Annotated in this window: 13 protein-coding genes, 1 tRNA gene and 1 other RNA gene; 7 read left to right on the top strand and 8 right to left on the bottom strand. The window is 70.9% G+C overall.

The features are described 5' to 3' along the window. The 4 genes from ACFJGV_RS06585 to ACFJGV_RS06570 are packed head-to-tail and all read right to left on the bottom strand — an operon-like array spanning position 1 to position 3,409. Positions 1–711, bottom strand: a complete 711-nt coding sequence (locus ACFJGV_RS06585) for a glycosyltransferase (RefSeq protein WP_378147768.1) — start codon at positions 709–711, stop codon at positions 1–3. Next, positions 708–2,129, bottom strand: coding sequence for a PIG-L family deacetylase (locus ACFJGV_RS06580; RefSeq protein WP_378147766.1), 1,422 nt, complete (start codon positions 2,127–2,129; stop codon positions 708–710). Before ACFJGV_RS06580 ends, ACFJGV_RS06585 begins: the two co-directional genes overlap by 4 nt. Then, a complete protein-coding gene (locus ACFJGV_RS06575; RefSeq protein WP_378147765.1) occupies positions 2,123–3,097 on the bottom strand; it encodes an acyl-CoA dehydrogenase in 975 nt (324 codons plus the stop codon). The genes ACFJGV_RS06580 and ACFJGV_RS06575 overlap by 7 nt, the downstream gene beginning before the upstream one ends. A gap of 54 nt (positions 3,098–3,151) precedes the next feature. Next, the gene (locus ACFJGV_RS06570; protein ID WP_378147763.1) at positions 3,152–3,409 is read right to left on the bottom strand and encodes a hypothetical protein; all 258 of its coding nucleotides are present in this window, start codon (positions 3,407–3,409) and stop codon (positions 3,152–3,154) included. Positions 3,410–3,644: 235 nt separating this feature from the next. On the opposite strand from ACFJGV_RS06570, the gene ACFJGV_RS06565 reads away from it, so the two are divergent. Then, entirely contained in the window at positions 3,645–3,917 is a 273-nt protein-coding gene (locus ACFJGV_RS06565; protein ID WP_378147761.1) for a hypothetical protein, read from the top strand. 9 nt (positions 3,918–3,926) lie between these two features. Here ACFJGV_RS06565 and ACFJGV_RS06560 read toward each other — a convergent pair whose 3' ends face one another. Continuing rightward, positions 3,927–4,082, bottom strand: coding sequence for a hypothetical protein (locus tag ACFJGV_RS06560; protein WP_378147760.1), 156 nt, complete (start codon positions 4,080–4,082; stop codon positions 3,927–3,929). 208 nt (positions 4,083–4,290) lie between these two features. Between ACFJGV_RS06560 and ACFJGV_RS06555 the strand changes: the two genes are divergently transcribed. Then, positions 4,291–5,784 carry an MFS transporter gene (locus ACFJGV_RS06555; protein WP_378147758.1) on the top strand — a complete coding sequence of 498 codons (1,494 nt, stop codon included), beginning with the start codon at positions 4,291–4,293 and terminating at the stop codon, positions 5,782–5,784. Positions 5,785–5,866: 82 nt separating this feature from the next. Here ACFJGV_RS06555 and ACFJGV_RS06550 read toward each other — a convergent pair whose 3' ends face one another. Further along, positions 5,867–6,085: a hypothetical protein gene (locus ACFJGV_RS06550; RefSeq protein ID WP_378147756.1), complete on the bottom strand. Its 219-nt coding sequence runs from the start codon at positions 6,083–6,085 to the stop codon at positions 5,867–5,869. Positions 6,086–6,266: 181 nt separating this feature from the next. On the opposite strand from ACFJGV_RS06550, the gene ACFJGV_RS06545 reads away from it, so the two are divergent. Further along, positions 6,267–8,408, top strand: a complete 2,142-nt coding sequence (locus ACFJGV_RS06545) for a glycoside hydrolase family 3 protein (protein ID WP_378147754.1) — start codon at positions 6,267–6,269, stop codon at positions 8,406–8,408. A 131-nt stretch (positions 8,409–8,539) separates the two neighbouring features. Here ACFJGV_RS06545 and ACFJGV_RS06540 read toward each other — a convergent pair. Both ACFJGV_RS06540 and ACFJGV_RS06535 read right to left on the bottom strand, forming a co-directional pair. Next, positions 8,540–8,624 (bottom strand) — tRNA-Ser (locus ACFJGV_RS06540). A 213-nt stretch (positions 8,625–8,837) separates the two neighbouring features. Beyond that, positions 8,838–9,491 carry an SDR family oxidoreductase gene (locus ACFJGV_RS06535; protein WP_378147753.1) on the bottom strand — a complete coding sequence of 218 codons (654 nt, stop codon included), beginning with the start codon at positions 9,489–9,491 and terminating at the stop codon, positions 8,838–8,840. Positions 9,492–9,563: 72 nt separating this feature from the next. On the opposite strand from ACFJGV_RS06535, the gene ffs reads away from it, so the two are divergent. From ffs to ACFJGV_RS06515, 4 genes are all read left to right on the top strand, one after another. Continuing rightward, positions 9,564–9,660: signal recognition particle sRNA small type (gene ffs, locus ACFJGV_RS06530), an RNA gene on the top strand. Between the two features lie 46 nt (positions 9,661–9,706). Beyond that, complete coding sequence (locus tag ACFJGV_RS06525; RefSeq protein WP_378147751.1) at positions 9,707–10,405, top strand: hypothetical protein; 699 nt, start codon at positions 9,707–9,709, stop codon at positions 10,403–10,405. Between the two features lie 148 nt (positions 10,406–10,553). Then, on the top strand, positions 10,554–12,764 hold the full coding sequence (gene pta / locus ACFJGV_RS06520) for a phosphate acetyltransferase (protein ID WP_378147749.1): 2,211 nt from the start codon (positions 10,554–10,556) through the stop codon (positions 12,762–12,764). Beyond that, positions 12,761–13,951 carry an acetate/propionate family kinase gene (locus ACFJGV_RS06515; protein ID WP_378147747.1) on the top strand — a complete coding sequence of 397 codons (1,191 nt, stop codon included), beginning with the start codon at positions 12,761–12,763 and terminating at the stop codon, positions 13,949–13,951. Before pta ends, ACFJGV_RS06515 begins: the two co-directional genes overlap by 4 nt. The last annotated feature ends 65 nt before the right edge of the window (positions 13,952–14,016 follow it).

The following is a 14,016-nucleotide window of genomic DNA, read 5'->3' as shown; positions in this document are numbered from 1 at the left end:
CTACGACCATTCCGGGACGGCGCAACGGTCTCGTAGATAGCCTGCGAACCCACCGGGAGTCCTGCCCTCGAGGCGGCCCGACGTGGTCACTATCGACTCCGGCAGGAGCACGACCGTCTCCCCGGCGGCCCGGGCGCGCAGGGCGAGCGACACGTCCTCGTGCTCGACGACGGCGGTGAAGCCGCCGAGGCGCCGGTAGGCGTCGGCGCGCACGCCGAGGTTGGCACCGTGGATGTGGAGCAACGTGCGGGCGTAGTCCTCGCGCCAGCGCGACAGCTCGCTCTCGCCGAGGTCGCCAGACCGCGGCCGTACGTGGCCGAGTGCGAGCGCAGCGCCCGCCTCCGCCGCTCGCAGATGGTCGAGGAGCCAGTGCAGGGGCACGGTGGAGTCGGCGTCCGTGGTGCAGATCCAGTGCTGCGCGGGCGGATGCGCCGCGTCGCGCAGAAGGGCCGCGACGCCGGCGGAGCGGGCGGCGCCGACCGATCCGGCGTCGATCTCGAGCGCCCTCACGCGAGGAGTGTGCGAGGCGACGATCTCCGCGCTCGTGTCGACGCACGAGTCGAGGACGACGAGGACCTCGGTGGTCACGTCGGGACGGAGATGCTCAAGGGCAGTCCGGGCCTCCTCGAGAGCGTCGAGCGCGGCCGGCAGCAGCCGCGCCTCGTCGCGCGCAGGCATGACGACCGAGAGCGCGCGGATGCGCGCGCTCATCCGATCACGCCGGTCTCGCGAGCCACCGAGCGCCGGCCGGGCCGGACCAGGACGTCGAGGAGGAAGTCCTCCTCGACGTGCGAGGCGAGCACCGCGAGCCCGCTGTGCGCTCGCAGCACGGTGTGCACCTCATCGCCCGGTCGCGCTCGACCTGCGGTGGGGTGCCGCCAGTGGCAGGCCACCACGACGCCGCCTGCGGTGAGCGCGCCGTCGAGCAGTCGCGCGGTCGACTCCAGTCCGGCGTCGTCGAGGTAGTAGCCCACCTCGGAGATCACCACGAGGTCGAATCGCCCGTCCGGCCACTCGCGGGGCACCTCGAGTCGGTCGAACCGTGCGTGGGGCAGGTCGACGTTCCTCCGCCGGGCGAGCTCCAGCGCGCGCGTCGAGATGTCGACACCCCGCAGCTCGTCGACGCGCGCGGCGAGCTCTCGGCTCAGCACCCCCGTCGAGCATCCGATCTCCAGTGCTCGTCGGTACCGCTCATCCGGCAGGCTCGCGAGGGTGAGTGCCCGCTTGCGCTTCTCGTACCAGCGCGTCTCGAAGCCCCAGGGGTCGGGATCGTCCTCGAGCATCCGGTCGAAGTGGCTCGCCCCGGCGGCGTCGCTCTCGCCGCGTCGTGCGCCCTCGCTCTCGCCCTCGCTCTCGCCCTCGGGCGCGATCTCGTGCGGGCCCGGGGCAGGGATCAGGTACAGCTCCGTCTGACGGCGGAAGTGCGCGAGGAACCCCGCGTGGAGCAGCACCTCGTCGCCCGCAGCGTCGCTGAGCGGTCGGATCTGGGTCGCGTGGGCGAGAAGCGCCTCGGCCTTGGCTCTCCGGGCGACAGGCGTGAGCGCGAGCGAGATCGCGTCGCCCCAGGGCACATCGCTCGGCTGAGCCCAGTGCCAGAGCCACACCGGGTACTGCAGGACGCGCGCACCCGAGGCCTCGGCGGCGACACGGGCGACGGCACCGGCCGCCTCGTGGTCGGGGTGGCAGTCGCCCTCCCACGGCGCGACCACCAGGTCGCGGCTACCGAGGCGGAGGTCCGCCAGCGCCGACGCCAGTCGCCCCGCGTTCTCCGGCAGGCGTCCGTCAGGCGCGCCGACGACGTGCACCACGGCATCCGGATGCAGCAGGGCGGCTGCTCGGCGCGACTCCCGCTCGCGCAGCTCGGCGAGCCGAGCGGGGGGATGCGTCGGGGAGTGGGGGTGCGACGCCTCGCCCAGGGTGGCGAGCACGACCTCGGCGCCGAGGCCGCGAGCAGCGGCCTCCGCCAGCAGGCCTCCCGCGCCGAGCGTCTCGTCATCGGGATGCGCCGCGACGATCACCACCCGCTCGACGCCGTCGAGGCCGAGTGCGGGGAGGTCAGCGCGCCGGTCGAGCTCGTCGGCCCAGATCCGTTCTGCCGTGCCGGCATCCTCGTGCGTGAACGTCACCATGGGAGCTCGCCCTGCTGGGCAGCGAGCCGGGAGAGGCGGGCCTCATCCCGCTCCCCGTGGTCCTGCAGGAGGTAGAGGGCGAGGTCCGTCGTCTGCGCGGCGTACCAGGGGTCGAGCGCGGCGGGTGCCGGGCCGAGCGCCTGGGCGGCCTCGGCGAGGATCGCGTCGGCCGACCTCCGCACCGCACTGCGCACGAGCTGCGCCGCGGCGGCGAGAGAGGAGCCCGCCTCCCCGGCGTCGATCGCGGCCACCACCGAGCGCAGCAGCGCGCCCGAGCTGCGCTCGTGCACGAGCGCACGGCCCGCCGCGGCGTGCAGGAGGTCGGAGTCGCGCCCCCGGGCTCGCCCGCGAAGGAGAGCGGCGAGCGCCATGGCGGCGCCCCACCAGCACGCCGCCACGCGGATGCCGCCCCACTCGAAGCCCGGGCGGGTCAGGTACCAGCCGGGGTCGCCGACCGGGATAGCGGGCACGTCGTCGAAGGTCGCGGGTCCGCTCGGGAGCTGGGGCATGCCGCGAGCGACCCAGGCCGCGTCGTCGACCGTGACACCGCCGGTGAGCCCCACCGCGAACAGGCGCCGCTCGCCGCCCGCGTGAGCCGTGACCAGCGCGTGGCTCAGTCGACCGGCGAGGGAACACCACGGCTTCACGCCCGAGAGCCGCCATCCGCGGCCGGGCTCGTGCCGCGCCTGGAGGGTCGCGCCCGGCGCTTCGGCGGCGAAGACGCCCCACGTGCTGTCGGACCCGGCTCTGAGGGCACCCACGTCGACCAGGCTGGGGCACTCGTCGAGGATGATCAGCGCATCCAGGTGGGGTTCGGCGACGCGCGCCTCGAGCACGCTGCGCGAGGCCAGGTCGGCGAGCAGGGTCGTGGTCTCGGTGAGGGATGCGGACGACGGGGAGCCGCCGAGGCGCCCGCCGAGATCACGAGCGGCCGCGAGGGCTCGCTCGATCGGGTCGGATGTGGTCACACGGCCGACCGTACGCTGGCCGGCTGGTCACGGCACGGGGCGGCCCGCCGAGGATCAGCGACGGGCGGTGCGCTCCACCGACTGCTCGAGCGCGTGACGCGCGGCCTCGACGGTGTCGAAACGGCCGAGGTTGGCACCGGTCACCGATGTGGTGACGAAGCCGTCGCGCCACCGCTCGCTCACGATGCCCAGCGGGCGGCCGTCGGAGCCCGTGGCCACCCAGAGGCCGGCTTGGGCGCAGCGCCACGAGACGAGGGGCTGCGCCGCGATGCGCGTGTCCAGATCGGGGGAGGAGGTGTCGATGACGGTCATGGTGGTGCTCCTAGAAGATCTCCGGCCCGAGGGGCCCGGACGTGTTCCGACGCGACGGTGCGCCTCAGTCCATTAACACCCCGTGATGCCCCTCGGGCTGGGGGTTGACTTCTCAGCGAACGGGAGGTGTCCTGCCGTGATGAGGCTGAGCATCCGCAGAACAGGGATGCGCGGGGCAACGCCTCAGTCGAAGCTGGAGACGAGACCGAGCTGGAACCGAGACCGAGGAGGCACCATGGCACTCGAGGCGGGCGACTTCACGCTGTTGCACCAGGACCACACGTACCGCATCGCAGGTGAGCCTCCGCGCTGGACGGTGTCGAGGGGCGAACGCCTGCTCGGATACCTGGTGACGAAGTCGACGGCGGGCGAGGAAGGGGAGGACGTCTACGAGATGGAGACGCCCGACGGGGAGCGTGGCAATGTCGAGGGCACCGATTGGGAGTCGATCGTCCGGGCGTACCTCAACTCGGTCGACCCGGTGACGATCGATCCCGTGGAGCCCTGAGACGACTGGCTAGGGCAGTTCGGTGACGGTGGCGAGGTGGAAGAACACGATCCCGTAGGTGACCAGGCCCACGCTGGCGCAGACGGCGAGCGACGCGATCGAGACGTGGAGACGGTGCTTTCGGGCATCGTCGAGGGGCTCGTGGTGGGTGCGGAACGTCGCCATGGGACTGTCCTTCCGGGTCGGACCACCGGCACTGCATCGTGTCGGTAGCGCCACAGTAGACCTCCTCCCGGCGCCGGGGCAATTCCTCTTCCGAGTGTCGGGCGAACCCTGGCCCATTCGCCCCGTTCTCGCACCGGTGCGGTGATCCCGACCCGGGCGTAGCGTCGGTGACGCCGCGGGTACTCGCGGGAGTTTCGGGAGGTTGAAGATGTCACAGTCGACAGAGCGTCCGCGAGGGGTGAGGAGCCTCGTCCCGGCCCGGATGGACCGGCTGCCGTGGACGAGATTCCATTGGATGGTCGTCTTCGGGCTCGGGGTGTCCTGGATCCTCGACGGGCTCGAGATCCAGATCATCGCCTCGAACGGGTTCCAGAAGGAGCTCGGCATGGACTCGGCGCAGGTGGGCCTCGCGGGCACGATCTACCTGATCGGCCAGGTGGTCGGCGCGCTCGTGTTCGGTCGGCTCGCCGACAAGTGGGGCCGCAAGAAGCTCTTCATCATCACGCTGGCGATCTACCTCGTCGGTTCCGCGGCGGCCGGTCTGTCCCCGAACATGGAGTTCCTGTTCGTGATGCGGTTCATCGCCGGCCTCGGCATCGGCGGTGAGTACGCGGCCATCAACTCCGCGATCGACGAGCTCATCCCGAGCCACTACCGGGGGCGCGTCGACATCGCGATCAACGGCACCTACTGGGGCGGTGCGGCGCTCGGCTCCGTGGCCAACCTGTTCTTCCTGAACCCCGACAACTTCGCCGAGAACATCGGCTGGCGTCTCGCGTTCTTCATCGGCCCCATCCTCGGTCTCGTGATGATCTACATGCGGCGGCACATCCCCGAGAGTCCGCGCTGGCTGATGACGCACGGCAAGGAGGATCTGGCTGAGAAGACCGTCGACGACATCGAGGCGAAGGTCGAGAAGGACACCGGAAAGAAGCTCGACCCGGTGCCCGACGACCAGTCCATCGAGGTGGTCCCCCTCGACCGGGTGCCGTTCAAGAAGATCGCGTCCGTGCTCATCCGCGACTACCCCAACCGCACGGTGGTGGGACTCACGATGATGATCACGCAGTCACTCCTCTACAACGCGATCTTCTTCACCTACGCGCTGGCGCTGCAGAACTTCTACGGCGTCGAGAACGACGCGGTGCAGTACTTCTTCTTTCCGTTCGCGATCGGCAACCTGATCGGCCCGCTGGTGCTCGGCCACCTGTTCGACACCTGGGGTCGCCGGAAGATGATCCTGCTCACCTACGGCCTGTCGGGCATCATCCTCACCGTGTCGGGCTTCCTGTTCCAGGCGGAGGTGCTGAACGCGACGACGCAGACGGTGTTCTGGTGCGTGGCCTTCTTCTTCGCCAGCGCCGGCGCCTCGTCGGCCTACCTCACGGTGAGCGAGCTGTTCCCGCTGGAGATGCGGTCGCAGGTGATCTCGTACTTCTTCTCGATCGCCCAGATCTGCGGATCCGTCGCCCCGCTGCTGTTCGGTGTGCTCATCGGCGACGGTGCCGACCGGGGCCCGATCACGATCGGGTACGTCGGCGCCGGACTGATCATGGTGCTCGGCGGGATCATCGCGTTCGTGTTCGGCGTGAACTCCGAACGGAAGTCGCTCGAGGCGGTGACCAACCCGCTGTCCCTCGTGGAAGGTGGGGAGAAGAAGACCGTCGAGGGGGAGCGCACCACCAAGGCGCGACGCCGCTAGCGGCGTCGCCCGCGATCCACGATCCGCCGCCGGCGGGGCTCAGGCCTCGTCGGCGGCGGCATGTGCGGGCCGACCAGCGCGATCAGGACCGCTCGGCATCGATGTCCTCCGTCGCGTGGCGGCTGCGGAGGGTGGACGCGAGCGAGCCGATGCCGAACGCGAGGAGCCCGCCGGCGATGTAGGTGAGGAAGTGGAGCCATCCCGGGCCGTTGTCGAGGACGGAGATGATGACCACGGCCGACATCGCGAGCGAGATCACGATGATGACGATGGACAGGGTCAGGCGAGCGGCGAAGGACACCGAGCAAGACTATGGCTCCGCCTCAGGACGGTCTGTCCCGCGAAGAGGGGCTGGCGCGGATCGGGCCGGTCGCCCTCGAGCTATGGTCGACAGGTGACGGATAGGGCTTGACGTGGGGTGCCTGTACCCCATTAGGGTGACACCAGCCGGTCGCTGAGGACCGGCTGAGAAGGAGTCACCCGTGGTCCGACGAAGAGTCACCCTCCGAGCAGCCGGCGGCGCTGTCGCCGCCGCGCTCACCGCAACCCTGGCCGTCGGAGCGGCCGTGCCCGCATCCGCGGCCCCCGGCGACGCCGAACAGCCCGCGCTGGGCACGCGGACGGCCGGCATCATCACCGTCGACGGACTCCAGTTCCGCGACCTCGACGGCAGCGGCGACCTCACACCGTACGAGGACTGGAGGCTGTCCGCCCCCGAGCGCGCCGCCGACCTCGTGGCACGCCTCGACCTCGATCAGAAGGCGGGCCTGCTCATGCACGCCTCACTCACCGGGCAGGGCACGTACGATCTCGCGGCCTTCACGCCGATGCTCGCCGACCGCCACATCACCACCTACATCTCGCGTCTCGGCGTCGACGCCGTGACCCTCGCCGAGCAGCACAACCAGCTGCAGCAGCTCGCCGAGGCTCAGCCGTTCGGGATCCCGCTGCTCATCAGCACCGACCCGCGCTCCGGCTTCACCGTCACCGAGGGCCAGACGGTCTCGAACGGCGACTTCACGCCGTTCCCCGACGCCATCGGGATGGGCGCCGTGAACGACCCGGCGCTCACCCTCGAGATGGGCGACATCATCCGCGAGGAGTACGCCGCCGTCGGCATCCGCGAGGCGCTGTCACCCCAGGCCGACATCGCCACCGAGCCGCGCTGGACCCGCATCAACGGCACCTCCGGCTCGGTCGGCGCCGACGTCGAGCCGCACGTGACCGCGTACGTGCAGGGACTGCAGGGCGGATCCGACGGGCTGACGACCGACAGCGTCGCCACCGTCGTCAAGCACTGGGTGGGCTACGGCGCCCAGCAGAACGGCTACGACAGTCACTACTACTACGGCCGGTACGCCGTGTTCCCGGGGAACGACTTCCAGGAGCACATCACGCCCTACCTCGGCGCGTTCGCCTCGAACGCCGCGGGCGTCATGCCCACCTACTCCATCCTCAAGGACCTCCAGGTCGACGGCCAGACCATCGAGCAGGTGGGCGCCGGACACAACGAGTACCTCCTGCAGGACCTCCTGAAGGGCCAGTACGGCTTCGACGGCGTCATCACCTCCGACTGGGGCATCGCGAACGACTGTCCGCAGGAGTGCCTCGACCGCCGACCGCCGGCCTCCTTCGTGGGCCCGTGGGGCGCGGGGATGCCGTGGGGCGTCGAGGACCTCACCCTCCCCGAGCGGTACGCCAGCGCCGTGAACGCCGGAGTCGACATCATCGGCGGCAGCGACCAGCCGCAGAACATCGTCGACGCGGTCGACCTGGGCTACCTCTCCGTCGACCGGGTCACCGAGGCCGCCGCCTCCGTGCTCGCGCAGAAGTTCGAGCTCGGCCTGTTCGAGAACCCCTACGTCGACCCCGCCGTGGCGGACCAGGTCGTCGGATCGGCCGAGCACCGTGCGGTCGGCCTCGAGGCGCAGCAGCGGTCGCTCACCCTGCTGTCGAACGACTCCTCGCTGCTCCCCGTCGCCCCGGCCGCCCAGCGCGTCTACGCGTACGGGATCCAGGCCTCGGCCCTCGACGCGGCGGGCTTCACCGCCGTCGACGACCCCGCCTCCGCCGACCTCGCGATCGTGCGCCTCACCGACCCGCGCGGCGGCGACGACCTCACCGACCTCGACTTCACCGGAGCCGAGGAGGACTTCTCGGCGCTCGCGGCCGCCCACGCCGCGGGTGTGCCCACGATCGCGGTGCCGCAGCTGTCGCGCCCGCTCGTGCTCGGCTCGGTGCTCGAGCGGTCGGATGCGGTCCTCGCCTCCTACGGGGTGTCGGACGAGGCGCTGCTCTCGGTGATCACCGGCGCGGCCTCGCCCGCCGGGACGCTGCCGTTCGAGCTGCCCTCCTCCATGGAGGCGGTCGCCGCTCAGCTCGCCGACGTGCCGAACGACAGTGCGGATCCGCTGTTCGCGTACCGCTTCGGGCTGTCGTACGGTGACGCGGTCGAGCCGGGTGCCGGTGCTGGCGCCGGGGCCGGTGCTCCGGGCGACGCTTCGGGCGACGGGCGCGGCTCGCTCGCGGCGACCGGTGGCGCGCCGTGGGCGCTGCTGGCGCTCGCGGCCGGTGCGCTCGCGGCCGGCGCGCTCCTGCGCCGGCGTCGCCGCCTCGCGCGCTGACGCCCGTCGTCCGACGACGAAGGGGCTCTGCGGTTCGCCGCAGGGCCCCTTCTCGTGTGTCCCTGCAGCGCTGGGTGTGCTCGGTAACGCACAACGCCCCCGTGACCACGGGGGCGTCAGCGTGACTTCGGCGGAGGATGGGGGATTCGAACCCCCGAGGGCTTTCACCCAACACGCTTTCCAAGCGTGCGCCATAGGCCACTAGGCGAATCCTCCTGGCGAGTCGCGCGCCGGAGCGAACGACCTCAAGCATCCTACCCTGCCGCGCGCGTCCGCGCTGACCTCCGGCCGTCGTCGGGGGCCATCACGCGCGCCTCGACCGGCCGACCTCGTCGCTTCAACACCGAATACGTCGAAGCGATGGCACATACGGGGGAGCTTGCGCGTATTCGGTGATGAAACGACGGCGATGGCGCCTCGGCGACCCGCTCACACGTCGCGGAGAGCCTCCGCGATGGGGGTGGAGCCGGAGACGGCCTCGAACTGCGCGCGCCGGGCGACGTCGGTGGTGAGGAGCGTCGCGATGATCCACGCCACGTCGGCCCGGGGGATGGTTCCGCGCCCGGTGGAGGGGGCGAGGGTGACGAGGCCGGTCGCGGGGTCGTCGGTGAGGCCGCCGGGGCGGACGATCGTCCAGTCGAGCTCGCTGGCGCGTACGGCGGCATCCGCCTCGCTCTTGGCGCGGAGGTAGATCTGGAACACGTCGTCGCTGGTGGGGTCGTAGTCGTCGGCCGACATCGCCGACACGAGCACGTAGCGGCGCACGTCGGCCCGCCATGCGGCGTCGGCGAGGAGGATCGCGCCGTCGCGGTCGACGGTGAGCTTGCGCTCGGCGCTGCTGCCCGGGCCGGCGCCGGCGGCGAACACGACGGCGTCGATCTCGCGCTGCGACAGCTCGTGGGCCAGCGCCTCCGAGTCGTTCGCCTCGAGGTCGAAGACCATCGCGGTGCCCCCCGCTTCCTCGATGTCGCCCGAGTGGTCGGCGTTGCGCACGATGCCCACCACCTCGTGTCCGGATGCGCTCAGCAGCCGAGTGGTCTGCAGCGCGATCTTCCCGTGTCCTCCGGCGATGGCGATCCTCATGCTCTCCATCCTGGCCCGATCGGGCCCGATGCTCCATGGGTCGGATGCGCTGTCGGGGTTGATACACTGGATCCCGGCTCCCCGCGTGGCGCCATCCAGGCCAACTCCCCCAGGGCGGAAACGCAGCAAGGGTAACCGGGCTCTGGCGGGTGCGCGGGGAGTCCTCTTCATCTTCGGTCCGGGGGGACCGATCGACGGTCTCGGGGGAGGCACTCATGAACGGTCGTATCGCCGCGCGTGCGGCAGGGGGAGCGGCGCTGGCCGCGGTCCTGGTCTTGTCGGGATGCGTGGCGGAACCGGCGCCCGCGCCCGCTCCCACGACGTCGTCGGCGAGCCCTGTGCTCACGCCGTCCCCGACGCCGACGGAGAGCCCAGGCCCCGGGGCCGGAACGCCGACGCCGGGTGCGGAGCCGTCCTGGCCCGCGTACGACCCCGCGGACCCGAGCACGTGGACCATCGACTTCTCGGGGATCGGACCCTTCACGCTGGGCGAGTCGCTCGAGGAGCAGGCCGCCGCCTTCGACGGGATCCCGTTCGACGACTGCGGCAACAGCGCCGTGGCGTCGTACTCGAGCCCGGGGGTCTGGTTCGCCGCGTCGCGGAGCGGCGACGACTCAGGGGATGTGGTCCTCGTCTACGCGACGACGAGCCAGGATCAGCCTGGCACGCCCGGACCGCATACGACGGCGGGCATCCGGTCTGGAGACAGGATCGGTGCGCTGCTCGCGGCGTATCCGGGCATCCGGGCTCACATGGGCGCGCTGAGCCCGCACTACTTCCTCACCGACGGCTCCACCTGGATCAACTTCTCCGTGTTCGGGCGCGATTCGGTCGAGGAGATCCAGCCGACCGACACCATCGGGGGGATCTCCGTGACCTATCAGGAGACCCCTCCCAAGGAGATCTGCGGCTGACGCTTCGGGGCGGGTGGACCGCCCCTCCTCCGCGGATCCTGCACAGGCCGGGGCAGGTGCCGTGTTTCTCCACAGTTCATGCACGACCTCGGGCCGGGTCGGGCGCCGTCACTAGGCTTGGGGACGGACGAACACGTAAGGAAGGCCCGTGCCAGACACCACTCCCGCCGCCCCCTCGCCGGCGTCGCCGGTCAGCTCCTTCAAGAGCATCTACATCACCTCCGCGGAGGGGCACACCGGCAAGTCGACCGTCGCGCTGGGCGTGCTCGACACGCTGCGGCGGAGCATCCAGCGGGTGGGGGTGTTCCGTCCGGTCGCGCGGTCGGTGTCGGCGCGCGACTACGTGCTCGAGATGCTGCTCGAGCACGACGGGGTCGACCTCGAGTACGAGCGTGCCATCGGCGTCACCTACGACGACGTGCACGCCGACCCCGAGGCGGCGCTCAGCCGCATCGTGCAGCGCTACAAAGACGTCGAGCGCGAGTGCGACGCCGTGGTCATCCTCGGCTCCGACTACACCGACGTGGGCAGCCCCACCGAGCTGAGCTTCAACGCCCGCATCGCCGCAAATCTCGGCGCACCCGTGCTGCTCGTGCTGGGCGGCCGCAAGGGGCAGGGGTCCGACGAGATGCTCGGCCAGGCCGAGGCCCGCACCGCCGACGACATGCGGCAGATCGCCGAGCTCGCCATGGTCGAGCTGCGCAAGGCGCACGCCACGCTGGTCGGCGTCGTCGCGAACCGGTCCGACCCCTACAACCTCGAGAAGATCCGCGACGCGATCGGCGCCGCCGCGCGCGATGCCCGAGACGGCCTCGCCGAGGTGAGCACCACCTCGCAACCGCGACGCATCCCGGTCTGGGCGATCCCCGAAGACCGCGTCCTCGTCGCTCCGAGCATGACGGGCATCCTCGAGGCCATCAACGGCACGCTGCTCCTCGGCGATGAACGGCTTCTCGCCCGCGAGGCGCTGGGTGTGGTCGTGGCGGCGATGTCGATGAACAACGTCCTCCCGCGTCTGACGGAGGGCGCCGTGGTGATCGTCCCCGGCGACCGGGCCGAGCTCATCCTCGCCGTGCTCACCGCCAACGCGTCCGGCACGTTCCCGTCGCTGGCGGGCCTCGTGCTGAACGGCGGCTTCGAGCTGTCCGATCCGGTGATGCGGCTCATCGTGGGTCTCGACCCGCGGCTGCCCATCATCACCACCCCGCTCGACACCTACGAGACCGCGGTGCGCATCACCTCGACCCGGGGCCGCTTCGCCGCCGACTCACAGGTGAAGTACGACAACGCGCTCGCGCTCTTCGAGCAGTACGTCGACGCCAGGCAGCTGGTCGACCTGCTCGATGTCGGCGCGTCCGACGTCGTCACCCCGCTCATGTTCGAGTACGGGCTGCTCGACCGCGCGCGTCTCGCGGGCAAGCACATCGTGCTCCCCGAGGGGGAGGACGACCGAATCCTCCGCGCGGCGAACACGGTGCTGCGTCGCGGAGTGGCACGACTCACCATCCTCGGCGAGGAGGACACGGTGCGCGGCCGCGCGGCCGAGCTCGGCCTCGACCTCGACGCCGCCGCCGTGGTGAGCCCGTACGATCCCGAGCTGCGCCAGCGCTTCGCCGAGGAGTATCAGCGACTCCGCTCGCACAAGGGCATCTCGTTCGACCTCGCCTACGACACGGTCACCGACGTCTCCTACTTCGGCACGCTCATGGTGCACCTGGGCCTGGCCGACGGCATGGTCTCCGGCGCGGCGCACACCACCGCGCACACCATCCGGCCGGCGTTCGAGATCATCAAGACCAAGCCCGACGTGTCAGTCGTATCGAGCGTGTTCCTGATGGCGCTCGCCGACCGGGTGCTCGTCTACGGCGACTGCGCGGTGATCCCCGATCCCACGAGTGAGCAGCTCGCCGACATCGCGATCTCCTCGTCCGAGACGGCGCTCCAGTTCGGGATCGCGCCGCGCGTGGCGATGCTCTCGTACTCCACGGGCGAGTCGGGATCGGGGGCCGATGTCGAGAAGGTCCGTGCCGCGACTGCACTCGTGCAGGCCCGCCGCCCCGATCTGCTGGTCGAGGGCCCGATGCAGTACGACGCGGCCGCCGATGCCGTGGTCGGCGCCGCGAAGCTGCCCGGGTCGCAGGTGGCAGGCCGGGCGACGGTGTTCATCTTCCCCGACCTCAACACGGGCAACAACACCTACAAGGCGGTGCAGCGCAGCGCCGGGGCGGTCGCCATCGGACCGGTGCTCCAGGGCCTCAACAAGCCCATCAACGACCTGTCGAGAGGGGCTCTCGTGGCCGACATCGTCAACACCATCGCGATCACGGCGATCCAGGCCGCGACCGAGGCCCCGGCATGAGCGCGGTGCTCGTCGTCAACAGCGGCTCGTCGAGCATCAAGTACCAGCTCGTCGAGATGAGCGACGAGAGCGTGCTCGCGTCGGGTCTCATCGAGCGGATCGGCGAGTCCTCGGGTCACTCGCGTCACACGACGCCGAACGGCGAGTGGGAGAAGGACGTCCCCGTCCCCGATCACGACGCCGGGTTCCGGGTGATGATCGACGCGTTCGAGGCGCACGGCCCGTCGTTCGACGAGCATCCGCTCGCCGCGGTCGGGCACCGCGTCGTGCACGGCGGCAAGCGCTTCTTCGAGGCCACGGTCGTCGACCACCTCGTCGAGATCAACATCGAAGACCTCAGCGACCTCGCGCCGCTCCACAACCCCGCGAACCTGTCGGGCATCCGCGCCGCGCGGAAGACCTTCCCCGATGTCCCGCAGGTCGCCGTGTTCGACACCGCCTTCCACCAGACGCTGCCGCCCGAGGCCTACACCTACGCCATCGACAAGTCGCTCGCCGACGCCAATCGCGTGCGTCGGTACGGCTTCCACGGCACCTCGTACAAGTACGTGTCGGGCGCGACCGCCGAGTACCTCGGCCGGCCGATCGACGATCTCAAGCTCATCGTGCTCCACCTCGGCAACGGGGCGTCGGCGTGCGCGATCGACGGCGGCCGCTCGGTCGAGACCTCGATGGGCATGACGCCGCTCGAGGGTCTCGTCATGGGAACCCGCTCGGGCGACATCGATCCGGCCGTGCTCTTCCACCTGCACCGCAAGACCGATGCCTCCTTCACCGAGCTCGACACGCTGCTCAACAAGCGCTCGGGCCTGCTCGGGCTCGCGGGCCGCTCCGACATGCGCGACGTCGTCGTGGGCACCGAGTCCGGCGATGCGGATGCGCAGCTCGCCTTCGACGTGTACACCCACCGCATCCGCGGCTACGTGGGGGAGTACCTCGCGCAGCTCGGCTCGGCCGACGCGATCGTGTTCACGGCCGGGGTGGGCGAGAACAGCGCCCCCGTGCGGGCCGCGGCGCTCGCCGGGCTGGCGGGCTTCGGCATCGAGGTCGACCCGGCGCGCAACGAGGAACGGTCGCGCGAGGCGCGCACGATCTCGCCCGAGGGCGCGCCCGTCGCCGTCTTGGTGGTGCCCACCGACGAGGAGCTCGAGATCGCGCGCCAGTCCCTCGCCGCCGTCTCGGCCTAGCACGCCTCCGCGCGAGCTCACCCGGTTTCGCTGCCTCTTCGGCGTCTCGCGTGCTCGATGACCCC

Origin of the sequence: Cnuibacter sp. UC19_7, assembly GCF_042699995.1 — a bacterium.
In the GTDB taxonomy this organism is placed as follows: Bacteria; Actinomycetota; Actinomycetes; order Actinomycetales; family Microbacteriaceae; genus Cnuibacter.
The sequence above is the reverse complement of the archived record's forward strand: the minus strand, read 5'-3'. Positions and strand labels throughout refer to the sequence as shown.

Excerpts from the sequence above, each read along its gene's own strand:
- ACFJGV_RS06585 (WP_378147768.1), bottom strand. The coding sequence starts at position 711 with ATGAGCGCGCGCATCCGCGCGCTCTCGGTCGTCATGCCTGCGCGCGAC.
- ACFJGV_RS06580 (WP_378147766.1), bottom strand. The coding sequence starts at position 2,129 with ATGGTGACGTTCACGCACGAGGATGCCGGCACGGCAGAACGGATCTGG.
- ACFJGV_RS06570 (WP_378147763.1), bottom strand. The coding sequence starts at position 3,409 with ATGACCGTCATCGACACCTCCTCCCCCGATCTGGACACGCGCATCGCG.
- ACFJGV_RS06565 (WP_378147761.1), top strand. The coding sequence starts at position 3,645 with ATGGCACTCGAGGCGGGCGACTTCACGCTGTTGCACCAGGACCACACG.
- ACFJGV_RS06560 (WP_378147760.1), bottom strand. The coding sequence starts at position 4,082 with ATGGCGACGTTCCGCACCCACCACGAGCCCCTCGACGATGCCCGAAAG.
- ACFJGV_RS06555 (WP_378147758.1), top strand. The coding sequence starts at position 4,291 with ATGTCACAGTCGACAGAGCGTCCGCGAGGGGTGAGGAGCCTCGTCCCG.
- ACFJGV_RS06535 (WP_378147753.1), bottom strand. The coding sequence starts at position 9,491 with ATGAGGATCGCCATCGCCGGAGGACACGGGAAGATCGCGCTGCAGACC.
- ACFJGV_RS06525 (WP_378147751.1), top strand. The coding sequence starts at position 9,707 with ATGAACGGTCGTATCGCCGCGCGTGCGGCAGGGGGAGCGGCGCTGGCC.
- ACFJGV_RS06515 (WP_378147747.1), top strand. The coding sequence starts at position 12,761 with ATGAGCGCGGTGCTCGTCGTCAACAGCGGCTCGTCGAGCATCAAGTAC.